The sequence below is a fragment of the Paenibacillus sp. 598K genome, assembly GCF_003851045.1.
In the GTDB taxonomy this organism is placed as follows: Bacteria; Bacillota; Bacilli; order Paenibacillales; family Paenibacillaceae; genus Paenibacillus_D.
Genome location: NZ_BFBX01000135.1, coordinates 19,449 through 37,254 on the forward strand (window position 1 = coordinate 19,449; position 17,806 = coordinate 37,254).

The 17,806-nt window shown below is 61.7% G+C and carries 12 protein-coding genes and 2 pseudogenes; 12 read left to right on the top strand and 2 right to left on the bottom strand.

Going from position 1 to position 17,806, the window contains the following annotated elements:
- A pseudogene (locus PA598K_RS30720) lies at positions 1-602 on the top strand (amidase family protein); the annotation flags it as partial.
- Positions 603-717: 115 nt separating this feature from the next.
- Here PA598K_RS30720 and PA598K_RS30725 read toward each other — a convergent pair.
- Positions 718-1,794: a hypothetical protein gene (locus PA598K_RS30725; RefSeq protein ID WP_128660599.1), complete on the bottom strand. Its 1,077-nt coding sequence runs from the start codon at positions 1,792-1,794 to the stop codon at positions 718-720.
- Between the two features lie 71 nt (positions 1,795-1,865).
- Positions 1,866-4,184, bottom strand: coding sequence for a helix-turn-helix domain-containing protein (locus PA598K_RS30730; protein WP_128660600.1), 2,319 nt, complete (start codon positions 4,182-4,184; stop codon positions 1,866-1,868).
- Positions 4,185-4,445: 261 nt separating this feature from the next.
- Here PA598K_RS30730 and PA598K_RS30735 point away from each other — a divergent pair, with 261 nt between their 5' ends.
- The 11 genes and pseudogenes from PA598K_RS30735 to PA598K_RS38400 all read left to right on the top strand — a co-directional run.
- Positions 4,446-6,077, top strand: coding sequence for an extracellular solute-binding protein (locus PA598K_RS30735; RefSeq protein ID WP_185602325.1), 1,632 nt, complete (start codon positions 4,446-4,448; stop codon positions 6,075-6,077).
- Positions 6,078-6,090: 13 nt separating this feature from the next.
- Positions 6,091-7,065, top strand: a complete 975-nt coding sequence (locus tag PA598K_RS30740; protein ID WP_128660602.1) for an ABC transporter permease — start codon at positions 6,091-6,093, stop codon at positions 7,063-7,065.
- Entirely contained in the window at positions 7,059-7,922 is an 864-nt protein-coding gene (locus PA598K_RS30745; RefSeq protein ID WP_128660603.1) for a carbohydrate ABC transporter permease, read from the top strand. Before PA598K_RS30740 ends, PA598K_RS30745 begins: the two co-directional genes overlap by 7 nt.
- Positions 7,923-8,110: 188 nt before the next feature.
- On the top strand, positions 8,111-8,473 hold the full coding sequence (locus PA598K_RS30750) for a hypothetical protein (RefSeq protein ID WP_128660604.1): 363 nt from the start codon (positions 8,111-8,113) through the stop codon (positions 8,471-8,473).
- Positions 8,474-11,839, top strand: a complete 3,366-nt coding sequence (locus tag PA598K_RS30755; RefSeq protein ID WP_260405704.1) for a beta-galactosidase — start codon at positions 8,474-8,476, stop codon at positions 11,837-11,839.
- A 278-nt stretch (positions 11,840-12,117) separates the two neighbouring features.
- Positions 12,118-12,885 carry a FadR/GntR family transcriptional regulator gene (locus PA598K_RS30760; RefSeq protein ID WP_128660606.1) on the top strand — a complete coding sequence of 256 codons (768 nt, stop codon included), beginning with the start codon at positions 12,118-12,120 and terminating at the stop codon, positions 12,883-12,885.
- Positions 12,878-14,101 carry a M20 metallopeptidase family protein gene (locus PA598K_RS30765; protein WP_128660607.1) on the top strand — a complete coding sequence of 408 codons (1,224 nt, stop codon included), beginning with the start codon at positions 12,878-12,880 and terminating at the stop codon, positions 14,099-14,101. The genes PA598K_RS30760 and PA598K_RS30765 overlap by 8 nt, the downstream gene beginning before the upstream one ends.
- Before the next feature lie 13 nt (positions 14,102-14,114).
- Positions 14,115-15,719, top strand: a complete 1,605-nt coding sequence (locus tag PA598K_RS30770) for an ABC transporter substrate-binding protein (RefSeq protein ID WP_260405702.1) — start codon at positions 14,115-14,117, stop codon at positions 15,717-15,719.
- A gap of 58 nt (positions 15,720-15,777) precedes the next feature.
- Positions 15,778-16,698: an ABC transporter permease gene (locus tag PA598K_RS30775; protein WP_128660608.1), complete on the top strand. Its 921-nt coding sequence runs from the start codon at positions 15,778-15,780 to the stop codon at positions 16,696-16,698.
- Positions 16,699-16,771: 73 nt separating this feature from the next.
- Entirely contained in the window at positions 16,772-17,647 is an 876-nt protein-coding gene (locus PA598K_RS30780) for an ABC transporter permease (protein WP_128660610.1), read from the top strand.
- A 25-nt stretch (positions 17,648-17,672) separates the two neighbouring features.
- A pseudogene (locus PA598K_RS38400) lies at positions 17,673-17,806 on the top strand (ABC transporter ATP-binding protein); the annotation flags it as partial.

Here is a 17,806-nt window from a genome sequence, read left to right on the forward strand (position 1 = left end):
CTCCAGCATTTGCCCGGCTGATCGTCGCCGAGGAGATGTGGGCGCTCGCCGACGAGCCGACACAGGCGGCGCTGACCGCGTATCTGCCGGAGCTGGAGCGGCTCGTCGCCGGGGCCGAGCGAGTGCGCATGGCGCCGGAGGGTCTGGGCGAGTGGATGGCGGCCTTCCGCCATATCCAGGGCCTCGAGATCTGGGCGGCGCATGGCGAGTGGATCGCGGCGGCGCAGCCGTCCTTTGGGCCCGGCATCGCGGACCGCTTCGCCTGGGCGGCGACGCTGCGCCGCGAGGATCACGAAGCGGCATACCGCAAGCGCGAGGAGGTGCGGGCTCGGCTCGGCGAGCTGCTGGTGCCGGGGACGCTGCTCGTCGCGCCGACTGTGCCGGGCATCGCGCCGCTGCAAGGGCTGAGCGGCGAGGCGGTCGAGCGCAGTCGGGTAGCGACGCTGCAGCTGAGCTGTCCCGCCGGCCTGGCGGGACTGCCGCAGCTCACGCTGCCGCTGCGCGGCGAGGGCGGCTGCCCGATTGGTCTCTCGCTGATCGCGGCCCCCGGCTGCGACCTGCAGCTGCTGGAGCTGGCGGAGGTATTGGCTGGCCGAGCTTGATTGGGGTAACATACTTGGGACGACCTACGAGCCTTCAGCCGTCATAGCGGCTGGAGGCTTTAATATTTGGAGAATAGGAGGGGTGATCCTTTCATCGGATGACCGTTCAATGGGCTTATCGTTTTACAACCGTTATATTGTTGACGAAGCCATCCTCCGGGACGAAGCGTGCGGTGAAGCTGGCTGTGTCGATGTCATAGGCATACAGCCCGCGCTTGTCGTCTACGATGGCAATCCCGTAGATAATCTTGCCGTCGCTGGCGTAGTTGGCGTCGCCCACCTGCAGACGGCTGGCGGTCCATGGCGTCTTGACGATGCTCCGGTGCTCGCGGTCGTAGTCGATCAGCGTCGAAGCCCCCGTCGGGTCGTTATAGCGCTTGTCGCTTAGCGCGAGCACGTGGTCGCCGTTCGCCATGACGGTGCGGACCCACTCCGGCTCGCTGAACAGCGACTCCGTATGCTGGAGGGCGTAATCCGTCTCGTATACGGTATGGATCGGCATCTGGAAGTTGTTTTGGCCATCCTGGTTGTTCTGGTTCTCGATACTATGCTGGCGCTTCCCCTCCGAGAAGACCGACAGGTAGATCCGTTCGTGCGCTTCATCCACTGTAAATGCCTCGATGCTGGCATCCTCCACTCCTCCGTGTCTGCTCCCGCCCGGCTCCATGTCCGGTTCGGGCTCCCAGTAACTTATGTCTCCGGTTTTCTTGTCGATCGCCCCCAGCCTCAAGTTGCGCATCCCTTTCAGGCATGCGACGAACAGTACCCGATCCTCGAGCGGGTAGATGTAATTCACCGCGGTCAACGGCTCGGTCAGCGCCGTTTCTTCATTAGTCTGAAGGTCCGTCCGATAGATCTGATCCCCGCCTTGCTCGCTTTGCTTCGTATAGTAGGCGACTTGATGCGCCTTGTCGTAAAAGCCGAGCGGATACTGGGAAGTGTACTCGGTGGCGAAGCGTCGGACGGCTTCCGTTGTTGCAGGATCGTACTCCCACAACTCCATGTCCATTCTCGTTTCGTCTTCGCCCTCTTGCTCGACATCGTGCGTGTAGGTGAGGGTGATGTAATCTGGAGTCGGCGTCTTCGCGCGCTCTACCTCATCCGTGGCGCAAGCCGAGGCGACCACGGTAGTGGCGAGGATGACGAAAGCGAGGGATGGCCCTCTGCTTCGTTTGCTTCGTTTCGTATTCAATATCCTTGCCTCCAGCCGTGATTTACAAAAGATGCTCTACAATAATGAAACGAGTTAAAGGCAATCGGCGTTCACGAACGGGCTTGGCCGCCGTGGAGCGCGCGATATTCCGTCGGAGTCATGCCGCAGCTCTTCTTGAAGTTGCGCAGGAAGCTGGAGAAGTTCGTATAGCCGACGCGGAGGGCAATTTCATTGAGCTTGAGCGGCGTCTCCAGCAGCAGATTGCAGGCGGCCGCGATTCGCAATTGAATCAGCGTGTCGACAAAGTTACGGCCCGTATGCTCCTTGAAGATCGTACTGAGATAGTTGGGGCTGATGCGATAGCTCTCCGCCAGTTGATTGACCGAGATCGCACTGTCCGCATAATGCGCCTCCAGATGGGCCAGCACCGCCTCCGCCAGCTCCCCTGTCCGGCTGCGACTGCGACGCTCCTCCATGCGTGCGATCATCCGGAGCAGCACCGCCTCGACGGTGAGGCGCATCTCCCGCAGCGTCTCGCAGCTCTCCAGACTGCCGGGCAGCTCCCCGAAACCCGGCTGATCGCCGTGCTTGTCCGCTTCGACGTCCTCGCGGATAGCATGCATCGCCTTGAGCACGACCTGCAGGCAGAGCTGGACGATCATATCCTTGGTAAGCTGAGTGCTGGCCGCCAGCTCGAACAGCTCTTCCAGCCGCTCATGCGTCCGTGCCTCGTGTCCCTGGCGCACGGCCTCCAGCAGGCTGTCCACCGCGCCGAATACCGCGATCAGCCGGTGGCGATCCCGCTCGCCGATCTCCCCGGCTGTAATCACGGCATGGTCCCCGACGACGATCTTGTAGTCCAGCAGTCGGGCCGAGCTGCGATAGGCGTCCGGGATCTCGTCGAAGGCATCGGCGCCGCGGCCGACACCGATGCTGATCGTCCGCTTGAAAATATCGGCGATGCAATCTCTCAGCGCATGCGCATAGCCAAGCGCCAGCTCGTTGTTGCGCGAGGCGTCCGCTGTGCCGAAGCTCAGGATGATCGCCGCCTGCATACCGCTTGTCTGAACGGCCACGCCGAGCATCTCATCGCCATAAGACTGCAACAGCTCCTCTGCGACATTGCACAGCGCGTACAGATACAGATGGAGATCGCTCATGCCCGTCAGTCGCGACTGGTTGTCATAGGCGATCGTCAGGACGATGTAGGTTGCGGCGTGCAGCCGCACGCCAGCCTGCTCCAGCAGCGGCTGTGCCGTCTCGAACCGGGTGCGGGCGCCGCTCAGGACCTCGAAGAGCACCTGCAGCTTGAGGGCAGGCCGGCCCTCGCGCAGTCTGCGCTCGGCATCCGTATAGCCGTGGAACACCTCTTCGATCCGGTGTTGAAGGGCGGTGTAGCCCAGCCTGCCAGGCAGCCCGCCGATTCCCGCTGTATGGCCAGCTCCGGAAGGCCTGGCGGCGATCTCCTCGATCCGATCGATCAGCGACTCCATCGGCGCAAACCAGCGGGAGTTGACGAAGCGTGTGGCAACGACAGCGAGCATAGCCATGAACAGAGCCAGTCCGCCCAAGATGTAGCGCAGTGTCAGCGTCGTGGCGCCGAGCTGCTGGCCGGTGACGGCATACAGCAGCTTCCACCCGCTGTAGGTGGAGTGTGCATAGAAGACATAACGCTTGCCCGCCGCCGTCCGCTCCGGTACATACCCGCTGCCGTTCTGCGTCAATGCCTGCTCCGCCGCCTCCCCCGCTATCGTCTCGTACATCATCCGGGCATCCTTGTGCGCGATGACCACGCCTTGCCTGTCGACGAGCCATACATTGTAGCTGTCGCTGAACTGAAGATCATCGAACATCGCGGCGATACTGCCGGGGTTGATGCGGACGGCGATGAGGCCGCTGCTGTCGGCGGGGGCTGCATTGACCGGATAGTGGCGGACGAGCAGCAGCTCGCGGCTCTCCGGCAGCCCGGTCCACTTGCCGATCCGGCCTTGCTCCACCAGCGTCTTGATGTGCGCCAGCTCGGGCGCCTCCGAGAGCCTGGCGTAGCCTGCGGCGGTCAGCACACGATCGCTGCGCTTGGCGTAGAGCATCACCGACTTCATGTTGAAGTTCGCTCCGAGGATACTGGAGAGCTGCTCTTGCAGACCGGAGACGAACAGATAATGCTCGGGCGTATCGGGCGCTCCCTGCTCGAAGAAGGTGGCGCTGCCAGGGGTACGCAGCATGTTCAGGATCGTCAGATCGATGTCCTGCAGCATGCTGTCGATCCGTTTGTTGATCTGTCCGAGCACGTTCTGGTTGGAGGAGATCATCTGCTTCTCCAACTGGCGTACCGTGCCGATATAATGCAGGGCCAGCATGCTGCCGATGACCAGCACGAACAGACCGATATAGATGAGCTGTACTTTTCTGGAGATGCGTCGTTTCAAGCTGTCAGCTCCTTTTGCGGTAGTTGGCCGTAACCTGCCCTTGAACGTTATTATTATAGGATATCTGCTCCCGACCGTGGCATGTCACAATCTACGATGGGCTGTTGTTTTCTACAATCGTAGCAGTTGGCAGCGGATTCAACAATGTGCAACTATCCCGGAGCGCCCGGCTGGGCTAACGTTGATGGTGCAAGGCAGGCGCTGCCTCCCGGAGCAAGCGGAGCGGCGTGGCTAGACTATATAGACAACGGAGGTCAAAGCATGAATCAACCATCCATCCACCAGCATCCTCACCGTCCGGCACAGGGCGGAGCAGTCTGGCAGCAACGACGCGGTGCGCGGCACAGGGGTGTCTCGCTGCTGATGCTGCTGCTGTGCGCGGCAATCGTGCTGGGCGCCTGCAGCAACGGAGGCGCGCTCTCGTCCCAGACAACCGAAGGAGGGGAAGCGGCTGCGCCCGACCAGAGCGGCACAGCGGCCAAGTCAGTCATCTCCGCCTCCATCTATGACCGCGGACAGGTGGCATCGGACGAAGGCACCTACGAGGACAATCGCTGGACGCGATATATTAATGAACAGTCCGGCGTCCAGGTGCAATGGATGCCGATCCCGCGCAACCAGGAGGCCGACAAGTTCAACGTCCTGATCGCTTCCGAGCAGGCGCCGGATCTGATGAGCACGTATAACCGCGACTTCATCACCCGCTGGGCCACAGAAGGGGCAATCCAGCCGCTGGATGACTATATCGAGCAGTACAGCACCAGCTACAAGAATTATCTGACCGAGCACCCGGAGCTGAAGCCGTATCTGACGCTGGAGGACGGCAAAATGTATGCGATCGCGAGTCTGCGCCCGACCCGAGGCAGTACGGCGGTGTATATCCGTCAGGATTGGCTGGATGCGCTGAAGCTGGAGATGCCGGCGTCGGTGGATGAGTTGCTTGAAGTGGCCAGAGCTTTCCGCGATTACAAGGAAGGCGTCGTGCCGATGGCGATGTCTACCGCCTATCAGCCGATTGTGGACGACTGGTTCATGGCGCGCAGCGGAGAGTGGTTCGTCGAGGACGAACAAGTGGTGCAGAGCTTTTTTACGGAGCGCTACGCCGATGCGATGGCGTTTCGCCAGTTGGTCTATCATGAAGGGCTGGTCGACAAGGAGTACGCCACGGACAAGGAATACTCGCGCCAGCGTCAGCTATGGACGACCGGACGATCAGGCATCTACTTTGCCAATATTAATGACAGTATGCTGGGGGAACTGCTGAAGAATGAGCCGGAGGCCAAGCTGGCGGTGCTGCCGCCGCTCGAGACGAAGTATGGCACGAATGGCTATCAGCTAGAGGTGCCGAACTTCCTGCTGACGGCGTTCAATAAGGATATGGCTGATCCCGAGGCGGCGATCCGCTTCATCGATTGGCTGATCGATGGCGGCTGGGAGCCGATGGCTTTTGGCTTCGAAGGGGAGCACTATGAGCTGAAGGACGGTATCCCGGTAACGACCGATCTGGAGAAGTGGCAGAAGGAAGTCGCTTACGCCAACGAATATCGCCTTGTTCATCAGGAGCAGCAAACCCCCGACTACCTGCGGATTCGTGCCGGCGAAGACCCCGTGGACCGGGCGATCGCCGAGCTGAAGACGACGATCATCGAGAACTCGCAGACGTACGCGTATCGCAAGGACATCCCATATGTGCCGCCCGTTCAGGAGTATGCGGCGATCGCCACCCAATTCGAGGCCAAGTGGAAGGAGATCAACGTGCGGATGTCGATGACCGACACGACGCCAGAGCAAGCTGTGGCCGAGCTGCGCAGCGCATGGAACAGCCTTGGCGGCGAAGCGGTGACCGTCAAGGTGCAGGAGTGGTACGGCGCTAACAAGGATAAATGGAACTAGGAGTGAAGTGAACATGCTGGAGGCTACGCCGCATGCGCAGACCGGCAAGCGCGGCAAGAGAGTGGAGAAGCTTGCAGCGCAGCGGTCGGGACTGCTGTATTATCTGGTGCGCGATCGGTATCTGTATCTGTTTCTGGTACCTGCGATCAGCTACTTTTTTCTCTTCAAATTCGTGACGCTGTACGGCGAGTTGATCGCCTTCAAGGACTTTCGGCTGCTTCAGGGCGTCTGGGGGAGCCAGTGGGTAGGCTTCAAGCACTTTCACATCCTCTTGGCGAGCCCCGACTTCTGGCAGGTGCTGCGCAATACGCTGCTCCTGAACCTCTATAGCCTGATCGTTGCCTTTCCGGCGCCGATCGTGCTGGCGGTGCTGCTCAACGAGGTGAGGCTGCACTGGTTCAAGCGCAGTGTGCAGAACATGCTCTATCTGCCCTACTTCATCTCATGGGTCGTGCTCGGCGGCATCATCGTCTCGCTGCTCTCGCCGTCCACCGGGGTGGTCAACAGCCTGCTCGGTCTGGCAGGCATCGAACCGATCTACTTTATGACGGATACCGGCTGGTGGCCGGTCGTATTCTCCCTCTCTACGGTCTGGCAAGGGGCCGGCTGGGGGACGATCATCTACATGGCGGCGATCGCCGCCATCGACCCCGGTCTCTACGAGGCGGCCAAGATGGACGGGGCGGGCAAGCTGCGGCAGATCTGGCATATTACGCTGCCGGGTATCCGCGGCACGATCGCGATCCTGCTGGTGCTGCAGATGGGCAAGATGATGGATGTCGGCTTCGAGCATGTGTTCAATCTGCAGAATCCCGCCGTGTTCAGCGTCGCGGACGTCATCAGCACCTATGTCTACCGGACCGGTCTGCAAAATGCCCAATACAGCCTGGCCACTGCAGTGGGCCTGTTTCAGGGCGTAATCGGGCTCATCCTGGTGCTGATCGTTAATAAAGCGGTCAAAAAACTGGGGGAGGGCGGGCTATGGTAAGGCTCGCACATCGGCTGCGGAGCTGGCCGCTGCATCTGTTCTTGCTGCTGTGCGCCGCGGCGACGATCTTCCCGCTGGTTAACATCCTGGCGATGTCCCTGAGCAGCAGTCGCGCCATCATCGCCGGGGAGGTGACGCTGCTCCCCGTAGAGTTCAATGTCATGGCCTATGAACGGCTGTTCCGTGACGGCCAGTTGCTCGTGGCCCTCAAGAATACGGTCTTCATCACCTTGATCGGCACGTTGCTTCACATGATCGCCACGACCCCTGCAGCCTACAGTCTGGCGAAGCGACGGCTCAAGGGCCGAGCCGTGTTCACGTTCATGGTGCTCTTCAGCATGCTGTTCGGGACCGGGCTGATTCCGCTGTTCCTCCTGGTGAAGCAGTTGCATCTGATCAATACCTTCTGGGCGATCTGGCTGCCTGGACTGGTCAGCGCGTACAATCTGTTCGTCATGAAATCGTTTTTCGAGGGGCTGCCGCCCGAGCTGGAGGAGTCAGCCACCATCGACGGGGCGTCCGATCTGACGCTTTTCTTCCGGCTGACGCTGCCGCTCTCCAAGGCGATTCTCGCGGCTATCTCGCTGTTCTATGCCGTGGCGCTGTGGAACACCTACGCCAACGCCTTGTATTTCATCAGCAGATCGGAGCTGCTGCCGGTGACGGTGAAGCTCTATCAGATGCTGCAGACGCCGCTGGATGCCTTGATTGGCGGAGGCGACTCCTCGCTGTACATCCAGCCGGAGGGGCTGAAGGCCGCAGCCATCATCATTACCGTCGCGCCGATTTTGGCGGTATATCCGTTTTTACAGAAGCATTTTGTCAAAGGGGTGCTGATCGGCTCGGTGAAGGGTTGACGGCTGCGTCGCCCGGCCCTTGCCCAGGCAAGGGCCGGGCGTATGCCCCGCTCAGGAGGAGGTGAGGGCTGCCAGAGGAGGCATGGCCGAGGCCAGTGCCGACATGTTATGAATGCAAGAGAAACGGCGAGGGACTGCTGAGGCAGTTGTAGTCCGGCTGCCGTCAATCGGACAAAGGAGAGGATGTCATGAGAAGAACAGGAGCTATGGGGAGCATGCGCCGGGTGACGGCAAGCTGTCTGATCGTCGCGCTAGGCGCAGGCATGGCCGGAGGAGCAGCATTTACCAAGGCGGAGCTGCCCCGGATCTATGCGCAGGAAGAAAATGAAAGCGCAACCATTGCGATTGTGCCGGAGATCATGTCTTGGTCGCAGATGCGGGATACGTTTGGCGGCAGGCGAGCAGTGCCGGTACATGAGGCGGGGACGATCACGCTTGATGGCGAATTGACGGAGTGGGCTGCTTATGCGCAGGTGCAGCTGCCTGCCGAGCCGGCTCAGATCGAGCTGAACGGATGGACGGGAGAGGCGGATCTGTCGGCGGATGTGTAACTGGCCTACGACGAGGATTACTTTTATTGGGCGGCGAGCGTGCGGGATGATGTGCACGAGCCGGTGGCGGGCAGTACGATGTGGCGTGGCGACAGCATTCAGTTCGCATTTGGCCTGGGCGACGCATATGGCCCCGAATACGCGGTCAGCAAGGGGGATAGCGGGGCTGAGGTTGCACGCTTCAGCACAGGCGGGGCGATCGACGGACCAGAGCAGGTGCAGGTCGCAGCTTCGCGCATCGGCGACTATACAACCTATGAGGCTCGGCTGCCGTGGACGGCGATCGCCGCAGAGCGTCCGGCGGACGGGCGGCTGCCGTTCACCCTGCTGATCAACGACAACGACGGCACAGGCAGGCGAGGGTGGATCGAATGGACGCCGGGCATCGGCAAGGCGAAGGACCCTTCGTTGCATGCGCAGTTGCATCTGATCCCATCGGATGAGCCATGGAGTATGTGGGTGGAGGGACAAGAGCAAGCGGTTGTAGGCGATCCGATCGGGTATACGGTCTATGCGGCCAATTGGGATAGCGTGCCGGTGGAGCTTGCATTTGCCTCTGACGCCATCGATGCCGCCTCCGTGTTTGAGCTGCCTGCCTCATCGGTGGCGGTGCTGGAGCTGGACTACACGGCGAGCGTGGCGGGCACGCATGAGCTGGACTTCACGGTCAGCGAAGCGGGAGGGCCATCGTTCGAACATAGGGTGGTCCTGGAAGCCGCGCTGTCCGCAGCGGATATCGAGGCGCTGCTGGACGGGCTGGAGACGGAGCTGCCCGCGCTGGAGCTGCTGCTGACCCAGGCAGAGGGGCAAGGACTGGCGACCGATTACGAACGGGTGAACTATACGGTGATCGCGGACTTCATCGGCTATGGCAGAGACGATATCGCCAATGGCCGCCTGCCGCGCGCTCAGTATGTAGCAGCAGCGCTGCGCGAGCTGTACGATGAAGCGGAGGCGACACTGAACGCAGTGCTGGCTGACGAGGCCGAGCCTGTGGCTGCGCCGCGGTACGTGAGCGGCCCCTACGCCTTATCCGGCTATTCCTTTGTGGGCGATACGACCGTACGCAGCAGCGGCGTGACGGAGGAACGGCCGATTTTCTTTACGGGCTATGGCCATTTTGGCCAGGTGAGGGCTGACATCCCCAAGTTCCAGGACCTGGGCGCCAACATGATCCAGATCGAGCTGGGACCGCGTGATGTCATCATGGACAACAGGGACTACATCTACGGGTACAACGTCTACCGCTCCGGCGGGGCAGAGGCGACGGCCGCCTATGCGGAAGGGATCAGCCATACCGGCGATCGCTCGCTCAAGATTGAGAACGACTCGCCGTATCAGGCCAATGTCTTCATCAATGTCACGCAGACGCTGACGGTGGAGCCGTCGACGACGTATGCATTCAGCGCCTGGGTCAAGGGAGAGGGCGCCCGCAACGTCTGGTTCCCCGGCGGTCCGGGCTGGAAGAAGCGGCAGGCCTTCCCTGGCGGCACCTACGATTGGACACAGGTGACGACGACGTATACGACCGGGCCCAGTGAAACATCGTTCCCGCTGGTGCTGCTCTCCGAGAATTCGGGGACGATCTACATCGACGATCTGAGCGTGACCAAGGCCGGCGATACGCTCAATCTGGTGCAGAACCCGGGGTTCGAGGAGTTGGGGGGCTATGATCCGGCCAAGGATTACGTGGTGTCGAGTGCCAAAATCAATTCCGATATTCGCCAGGTGCTGCAGCGGGCAGAGGAGCATGATATCGCCGTGAATCTGCTGATCTCGCCGCATTATTTTCCGGCCTGGGCATTGAGTCGGTGGCCGGAGCTGAACGTTCCGAACAGCGGCGGCATCAAGTTCTCGATCTTTCACCCGACGGCACAGGCGATCATCGCGGATTATCTCGCCGCGCTCATCCCGGCCGTGGATGACTATGATTCGCTGCATAGCATTACGCTGACCAATGAACCGACCTACGATACGCGGGTAGACCCTTATGCGCTCCCGGCATGGCACGCCTACCTGGCCGATGTATATGAGGGGCAGATCGCCGGGCTTAACGCCGCCTATCAGAGCGGGTATGTCGGGTTTGACGATGTCCCGATGCCGAGCGGCATGACACCGGACCGGCGTACGTATGATTATGTGCTGTTTAATCAGGATTACTTTGCGAGCTGGCACGAATGGCTGGCTGACGTCATCCATGACTTGTCGCCGGAGCTGCCGGTGCATGCCAAGATCATGGGCGACCCCAAGGGCAGCCTGGCCTGGGGCATCGACGTGGAGCGCTTCTCCGAGATGAGCCAGATCAACGGCAACGACAACTGGAACTACATCCACGAAGGGGCGAAGGGCTTCATGGAGGAGTTGAGCTTCTATGATATGCAGGCGTCCTTCCGGGAAGCGCCGGTGTTCAACTCCGAGCACCACGTGATCGCGGACGGCGATGCCCAGTATACCCCTGAGCAGGCCAGACATGTGCGGGCATCGCTCTGGCAGAGCGCGATTCACGGGCGCAGCGCATCGACGTTCTGGATCTGGGAACGCACCTATAATCCCGCTGCGAGCAGTGAAGGCAGCATCCTGCATCGTCCCGATGTAGTGGCAGCGATCGGGAGGACGAACCTCGACCTGAACCGCTTGGCGGAGGAGGTGACGGCGCTGCAGCATGAGGAACCCCTGGTGGCAATCCTGTACTCCACAGCTTCCGGCATCTATGCGCCGGACTACCATCAGGTACTGCTGCGGGCCTATGAGGCGATAGCTTACAGCGGACAGAAGGTTGGCTTCGTATCCGAGCAGCAGGCGGCGGCAGGCGGGCTGGACGACTACAAGGTTCTCGTGGTCCCGCAAGCGACGCATGTGGAGGCGGCGACGCTGACGGCGATCCGGGCGTTCGCGGAGGACGATGGCGAACTGCTGCTGATCGGTGCAGGCGCGTTGGCGACACGGCCGGACGGCACACCGTCATCTGCTGTCGAACTGGCCGATGTGCAGTCGCACGCCGTTACCGTAGCAGCCGGACGCAGCGCCGCACAGCTCCGCGAGGATCTGCAGCCGCTCCTGCTGTCGGCAGTCCCGGAGCGTCTACAGGTCATCGATGGCGCGAGCGTGCCTCCATCCGGCAGCAGCCTCCCTCCAGCTGGGGATGTAGCCTGGCGGAGCGTGACACTGGAAGGACGAACCTTGCTTAATGTCATGAACTATGGCGCAGCGCCGACAGTGGCGGCCGTAATCCAGGATGGCGAGTGGGCGGTCGCTTTCCGTGATCTGATCAGCGGCAGCGCGTGGGGCGCCGAGCTGACGCTCGCGCCGATGACGCCTTATCTGCTGGAGGTAACGGACTGGCAGCTCCTGAACAAAGACAGCTAGCACACAAGCATCTCCGCGGCGGGTCGATGACTCGCTGCGGAGATGCTGCCGTTTTACGACCTGAATGTCACCCTTTTGTGTGAAATCCCACTAATCCCATTGACTATGTCGAAAGGCGCGACTATAATAAACCTAACCTTAATGGTTCGTTTATTAGTCCTTAGAGGTCTAAGGTACGATCAATAGAGCTTAATGACGCGAGACGACAACATGCGAATGGATGAAACGTTGAACAGAACGCGGGCTTCATGTCGACTTGATAACAGGAGTGTGAGCATATGCAGGTGCAATTCCCTGTTCATCTGGAGCAGGTAAACGCCAAAAAAGTGAGCGACTTCATCCTCGAGCAGCTGGAGGAGGCGATCCTCCTGAAGGAGCTGATGTCCGAGCAGCAGCTCCCCACGGAGCGCGAGCTGGCATCGATCTTCAACGCCAGTCGCCTGGCGGTGCGGGAGGCGCTAGGTCAGCTGGAGGAGAAGGGGCTGATCGAGAAGCGGGTAGGGGCCAAGGGCGGCACCTTCGTGCTGCCGATCACGATGAACTCGCATCTGCGCAATCGCCAGGAGCTGGCGGACAACTGGGAGGAGATGCTGCGGCTGTTCGAGTACCGGCTGGTCATCGAGCCCGAGGCGGCGGCGCTGGCGGCGCAGCGCATCACGAACGAGGAGCTGGCGGAGCTTCAGAGCTATCTGGAGCTCAGCCGGGTGGCTACCTGTCCACGGGAGCTGTTCCGCGCGCTGGATGTCAAGTTCCACCTCAAGATCGCCCGGGCTTCGGGCAATCGCCACTTCGAGCAGGCCGTGCGCAAGATCCGGACGCGGATCAATCCGGCGCTCGATCTGATGCCCTACAACGACCAGGTCAGACAGACGAACAACGAGAAGCACACCAGCCTGTTCGAGGCGATCAAGGCGCGGGACCACGAGCTGTCGAGAGCCATGATGCGACAGCATATCGGCGGCTCCGCCGACGCGATCCATAGCCGGGTATTCGCGCCTCCGGCGGAAGGGCATCATGAGAAGAGAGGAGGAGAGGCGCATGACTGAGCGGCCAGAGCTGACGGAGCGCATCCTGAGCGGCGCCGCGGCGTGGCGCGAGCGGATGATCGCCTGGCGGCGGGACTTCCACCGCCATCCGGAGATCGGCTACGAGGAGGTGCGGACCTCCGGCATCGTCGCGGCGCATCTGCGCTCGCTAGGACTGGAGGTGCAGACCGGACTCGGGGGCACCGGCGTCGTCGGTCTGCTGCGCGGCCGCGAGCCGGGCCCGACGATCGGACTGCGCGCCGACATGGACGCGCTGCCGATCCAGGACGCCAAGCAGGTCGAGTATTGCTCGACCGTGCCCGGCAAGGCGCATCTGTGCGGGCATGACGCCCATACGAGCATCCTGATGGGCGCGGCCGGACTGTTGTCCGAGCTCGGAGCGCCGGAGCGCGGCAATATCAAGTTCGTCTTCCAGCCCGCCGAGGAAGGGCTGGCCGGCGCCAAGGCGATGATCGACCACGGCCTGCTGACGCAGGAGCCTGTCATCGAAGCGATGGCTGGCCTGCACGTATTCCCGGCGCTGCCGACTGGTCAGCTCGCCGTCACCGACGGCGCGGCCTTTGCCTCGGCAGACGGCTTCGAGCTGGTCATCACCGGCCGTGGCGGCCATGCGGCGCGTCCGCATGAGGCGATCGACGCGATCACCGTCTCCGCCCAGGTCATCACGGCGCTGCAGCATATCGCCAGCCGTATGGTCGATCCGCTCGAGGCGATCGTCGTGACGATCGGCCGCATCGAGGGCGGCTACATGGGGACGGCGATCGCCCCCGAGGTACGGATGAAGGGGACAGTCCGCACCCTCTCCGACGATCTGCGCCAGCAGGTGCCGCAGTTGCTGCATCAGGTGATCGGCGGCATCGTCCAGTCGTTCGGCGCGGGCTACGAGCTGACGTTCGGGATGGGTTATCCTTCCGTTCATAACGATAGCCGCATGGTCCGTTTTTTCACGGAGACGAGCGAGCGGCTGCTCGGCGGCAAGCCGTGGTCGTACGTGAAGCCGTCGACCGGCGGCGAAGATTTTGCTTTTTATGCCCAGCAGGTGCCCGGCGTGTTCTTCCGGCTCGGCGCCAGCGACGGCAGCGAGGAGACGCGCTATCCGCTTCACCATCCGAGCTTTGATCTCGACGAGGAAGCGATGGTGCTCGGCGCGGCCTTGCTCGCCCAGCTTGGGCTGTCTTATCTGCAACACCCGGTAAGCGAACATATTACATCATAATGGAGGCTAACAGATGCAACGCACATGGACATCGACAAGAGGACTGGCCAAGGGACTGATCGTCCTGCTGGCAGCGATGCTGATCCTCGCAGGCTGCTCCGGCGGCAACAAAGGCGGCAACACAACCGATCCCGGCACAGCGGGCACGAACAACTCGGGCGCAGGGACCGAGACGCCGGCGGCAGAGAGCGGCGAGAAGGTGCTGACGATCGCCAACCCGACGGATATCGAGAGCTTCGACGTGCATAACAACAACAACACGTTCAGCGAGGCGGTCATGGTCAACGTCTTCGACTACCTGCTGAAAAACGACAGCTCGCAAAACAAGCAGCCGTCGCTGGCCACCTCCTGGGAGCAGGTCAACGACACGACGTGGCGCTTCAAGCTGCGCGACGACGTGAAGTTCCACAACGGCGATCCGTTCACGTCGGCGGACGTCAAGTTCTCGCTGGAGCGGGTAGCCAAGGACAGCGGACTGAAGCAGCATACGTACTACAAGGACCTCAAGGAAGTGAATATCGTCGACGAGCATACGGTCGATATCGTCACGAACAACCCCGACCCAATCATGCTCAACCGACTGTCGCGGATGGGCGCAGATATCCTGCCGTCCAAGTACATCGAGGAAAACGGCATGGAAGCCTTCCTGAAGGCGCCGGTCGGCACCGGTCCTTACAAGTACAGCAACTGGGCCAAGGACGATCGCATCGAGCTGGTCAAGTATGACGACTACTTCGGCGGCGAGCCGAAATGGGACAAGGTCGTCTTCCGGATGATCCCGGAGGCGTCCACGCGCGTATCCGAGCTGCTCACCGGAGGCGTCGACATCGTCTCCAACGTGCCGGCCACCGATATCGAGCGGATCGACGCTTCGGACAAGGCGTCCGTCGAGCAAGCGACGATCCAGCGCGTGCTGCATGTGCTGATGCGTACCGCGGAGGGTTCGGTAACGGCCGATCCGAAGGTGCGCGAGGCGGTCGAGCTGGCGATCGACAAGCAAGCGATCATCGACAGCATCGCCGGCGGCGCAGGCATCCCGACGCGCACCTCGGTGACGCCGGGCAACTTTGGCGCCGATCCTAGCCTGTATGACCAACAGCTCTACGATCTGGACCGGGCCAAGGCGCTGCTCAAGGAAGCGGGCTACGAGAGCGGACCGAAGATTACGTTCACTGCAGGCTCCAACTACAAGGAAGTCGCCGAGGTGACGGCGGCGATGCTGACGCAGGCCGGATTCGAGGTCAACCTGGAGATTCTGGAGCCGAGCAAGTTCAGCGAAACTTACAACGCCAAGGGCTTCAAGGAGCTGTTCCTGCTCGGCGTCGGCAACTCGCTGTTCGACGCATCGAACAACTACAACCGATTCCTCAAGGAAAACGGCAAGGGCGAGACCGACTACGATAACGCCGAGGTCGAAGAGCTGCTGCAATCGGCTGCGTCCAACATGGACCCTGCCGACCGCGAGAAGCAATTCCAGCAAGTGCAGCAGCATATCGCCAATGATCGTCCGACCATCTACCTGTATCAGATGAAGGGCATCTATGGCGTCAGCGATCGGATCGCGTATGCGCCGCGCCTGGACGAGATGTTCTTCGCAGAAGAGATTACGTTAAAATAAGCGGCACGGAACGGGGAACTCTTGCAGTTCCCCTCCTTCGCTTGGAGGAGGCGCGGCGGTGCGCAACTATGTGGTCAGGATGGTGCTCCAAATCGTACCGGTCCTGTTTTTGATATCGCTGATCGTATTCATCCTGGTGCATGTGACGGGAGATCCGGTCAATCTGATGCTGCCGGAGACGGCGACCGAGGCGGATCGCGAAGCGCTGCGTGCAGCGTGGGGACTCGATCGTCCGCTCTACGAGCAATTCGGCACCTTCCTGGGCAATGTGGTGCGCGGCGACTTCGGGACATCGTTTCACTACGGGGAGAAGGCGTTGCCGCTCGTCCTGGAGCGTCTGCCCGCGAGCTTCGAGCTGGCGGCCGCAGCGATGCTGATCGCAGTCGTGCTGGCGCTGCCGCTCGGCATCCTCTCGGCGGTCAAGCGCAACACGGTGCTCGACCTGTTCATCTCCGGGATCGCCGTCATCGGCAAGGCGATGCCGAACTTCTGGATGGGGATCATGCTGATCCTGATCTTCTCGGTGCAGCTCGGCTATCTGCCGGTGTCGGGACGCGGCGGCCTGGCCCATCTGGTGCTGCCGGCATTCACGCTCGGCGTCGGTCTGGCGGCGCAGATGACTCGGCTCATCCGCTCCAATATGCTGGAGATCCTGGGTCAGGATTATATCCGCACGGCTCGCAGCAAGGGATTGCTGGAGGCGATCGTCGTCGGCAAGCATGCGCTGCGCAACGGCATGATCCCTGTCGTGACGATTATGGGGCTGCAGTTCACGAGTCTGATCGGCGGCACGCTCGTCACCGAGACGGTGTTCGCCTGGCCAGGTCTTGGACAACTGCTCGTCACCTCGATCAATACGCGCGACATGGCGATCGTTCAGGCAGCCGTATTCGTCATCGCGATCACGGTCATCGTCACCAATCTGCTCACCGATCTCGTCTATCGCTTGCTGGATCCGAGGATTAAGTACAATGGCTGACATATCGCAAAGGGGGGAGCCTATGGCAAGGGAACTGGAGCCTGCGGGCGCAGGCGGTCTGCTCGCGGACGGCATGGCTGCGCGGCGGCCGGGCTATCGCAAGCTGCTCGGCCTGCTCTGGAAGAGCAAGACGGGGACGACCGGGGCGATCATCGTCCTGCTCACGGTCATCGTCGCCGTCTGCGCGCCGCTGATCGCCACGCATGACCCGGGCGAGCTCGATCCGCTGCTGCGGCTCAAGCCTCCCGCCTGGATGGAGGGCGGCGTCGACGCGCATCTGCTGGGCACTGACAACCTCGGCCGCGATATTTTCAGCCGCCTCGTCTATGGCGCGAGAGTGTCGCTCATCGTCGGCTTCGGCGCGGTGCTCGTCTCCGGCTTGCTCGGCGCGGCGCTCGGGCTGCTGGCCGGGTACTACGGCCGCTGGGTGAGCGCGACGATCATGCGAACGGCGGATGCCTTCCTGGCGATCCCGTCGATCCTGCTCATGCTCGTCGTACTGGCGGTCGTCGGACCGGGGCTGACGACGCTTATCTTCGTCATCGGCCTCACCAACTGGGTGTCCTACGCGCGCGTCGTGCGCGGCGAGGTGCTGAGCATCAAGGAGCGGGACTTCGTCAAGGCGGCCCGCTCGGTCGGGGCAGGCGGCGGGCGCATCATGCTGCGTCACATCCTGCCCAATATCGCCTCCTCGTTTATCGTCCTCTCCGGGCTCAACGTCGCGACGACGATCTTGATGGAGGCCTCGCTCAGCTTCCTGGGCCTCGGGATCAAGTCGCCTGACGTCTCCTGGGGCGGCATGCTGAGCGATGGACGGCAATATATCGCCACGAGCTGGTGGGTCGCCGCCTTGCCGGGGATCGCGATCACGATCACGGTGCTGGGCGTCATCTTCCTCGGCGACTGGCTGCGCGACGTGCTCGACCCGCGCATGAAGACGAAGGATTAAGCAAGAGCGGAAAGGAGCGGAACAGATGGCGGAATTGCTGGAAGTGAGAGGGCTGCGAACGCAATTCAAGACGCCGGAGGGCGTCGTCCCCTCGGTCAACGGCGTCAGCTTCACCGTCGCGCGCGGCGAGACGCTGGCTATCGTCGGCGAGTCGGGCAG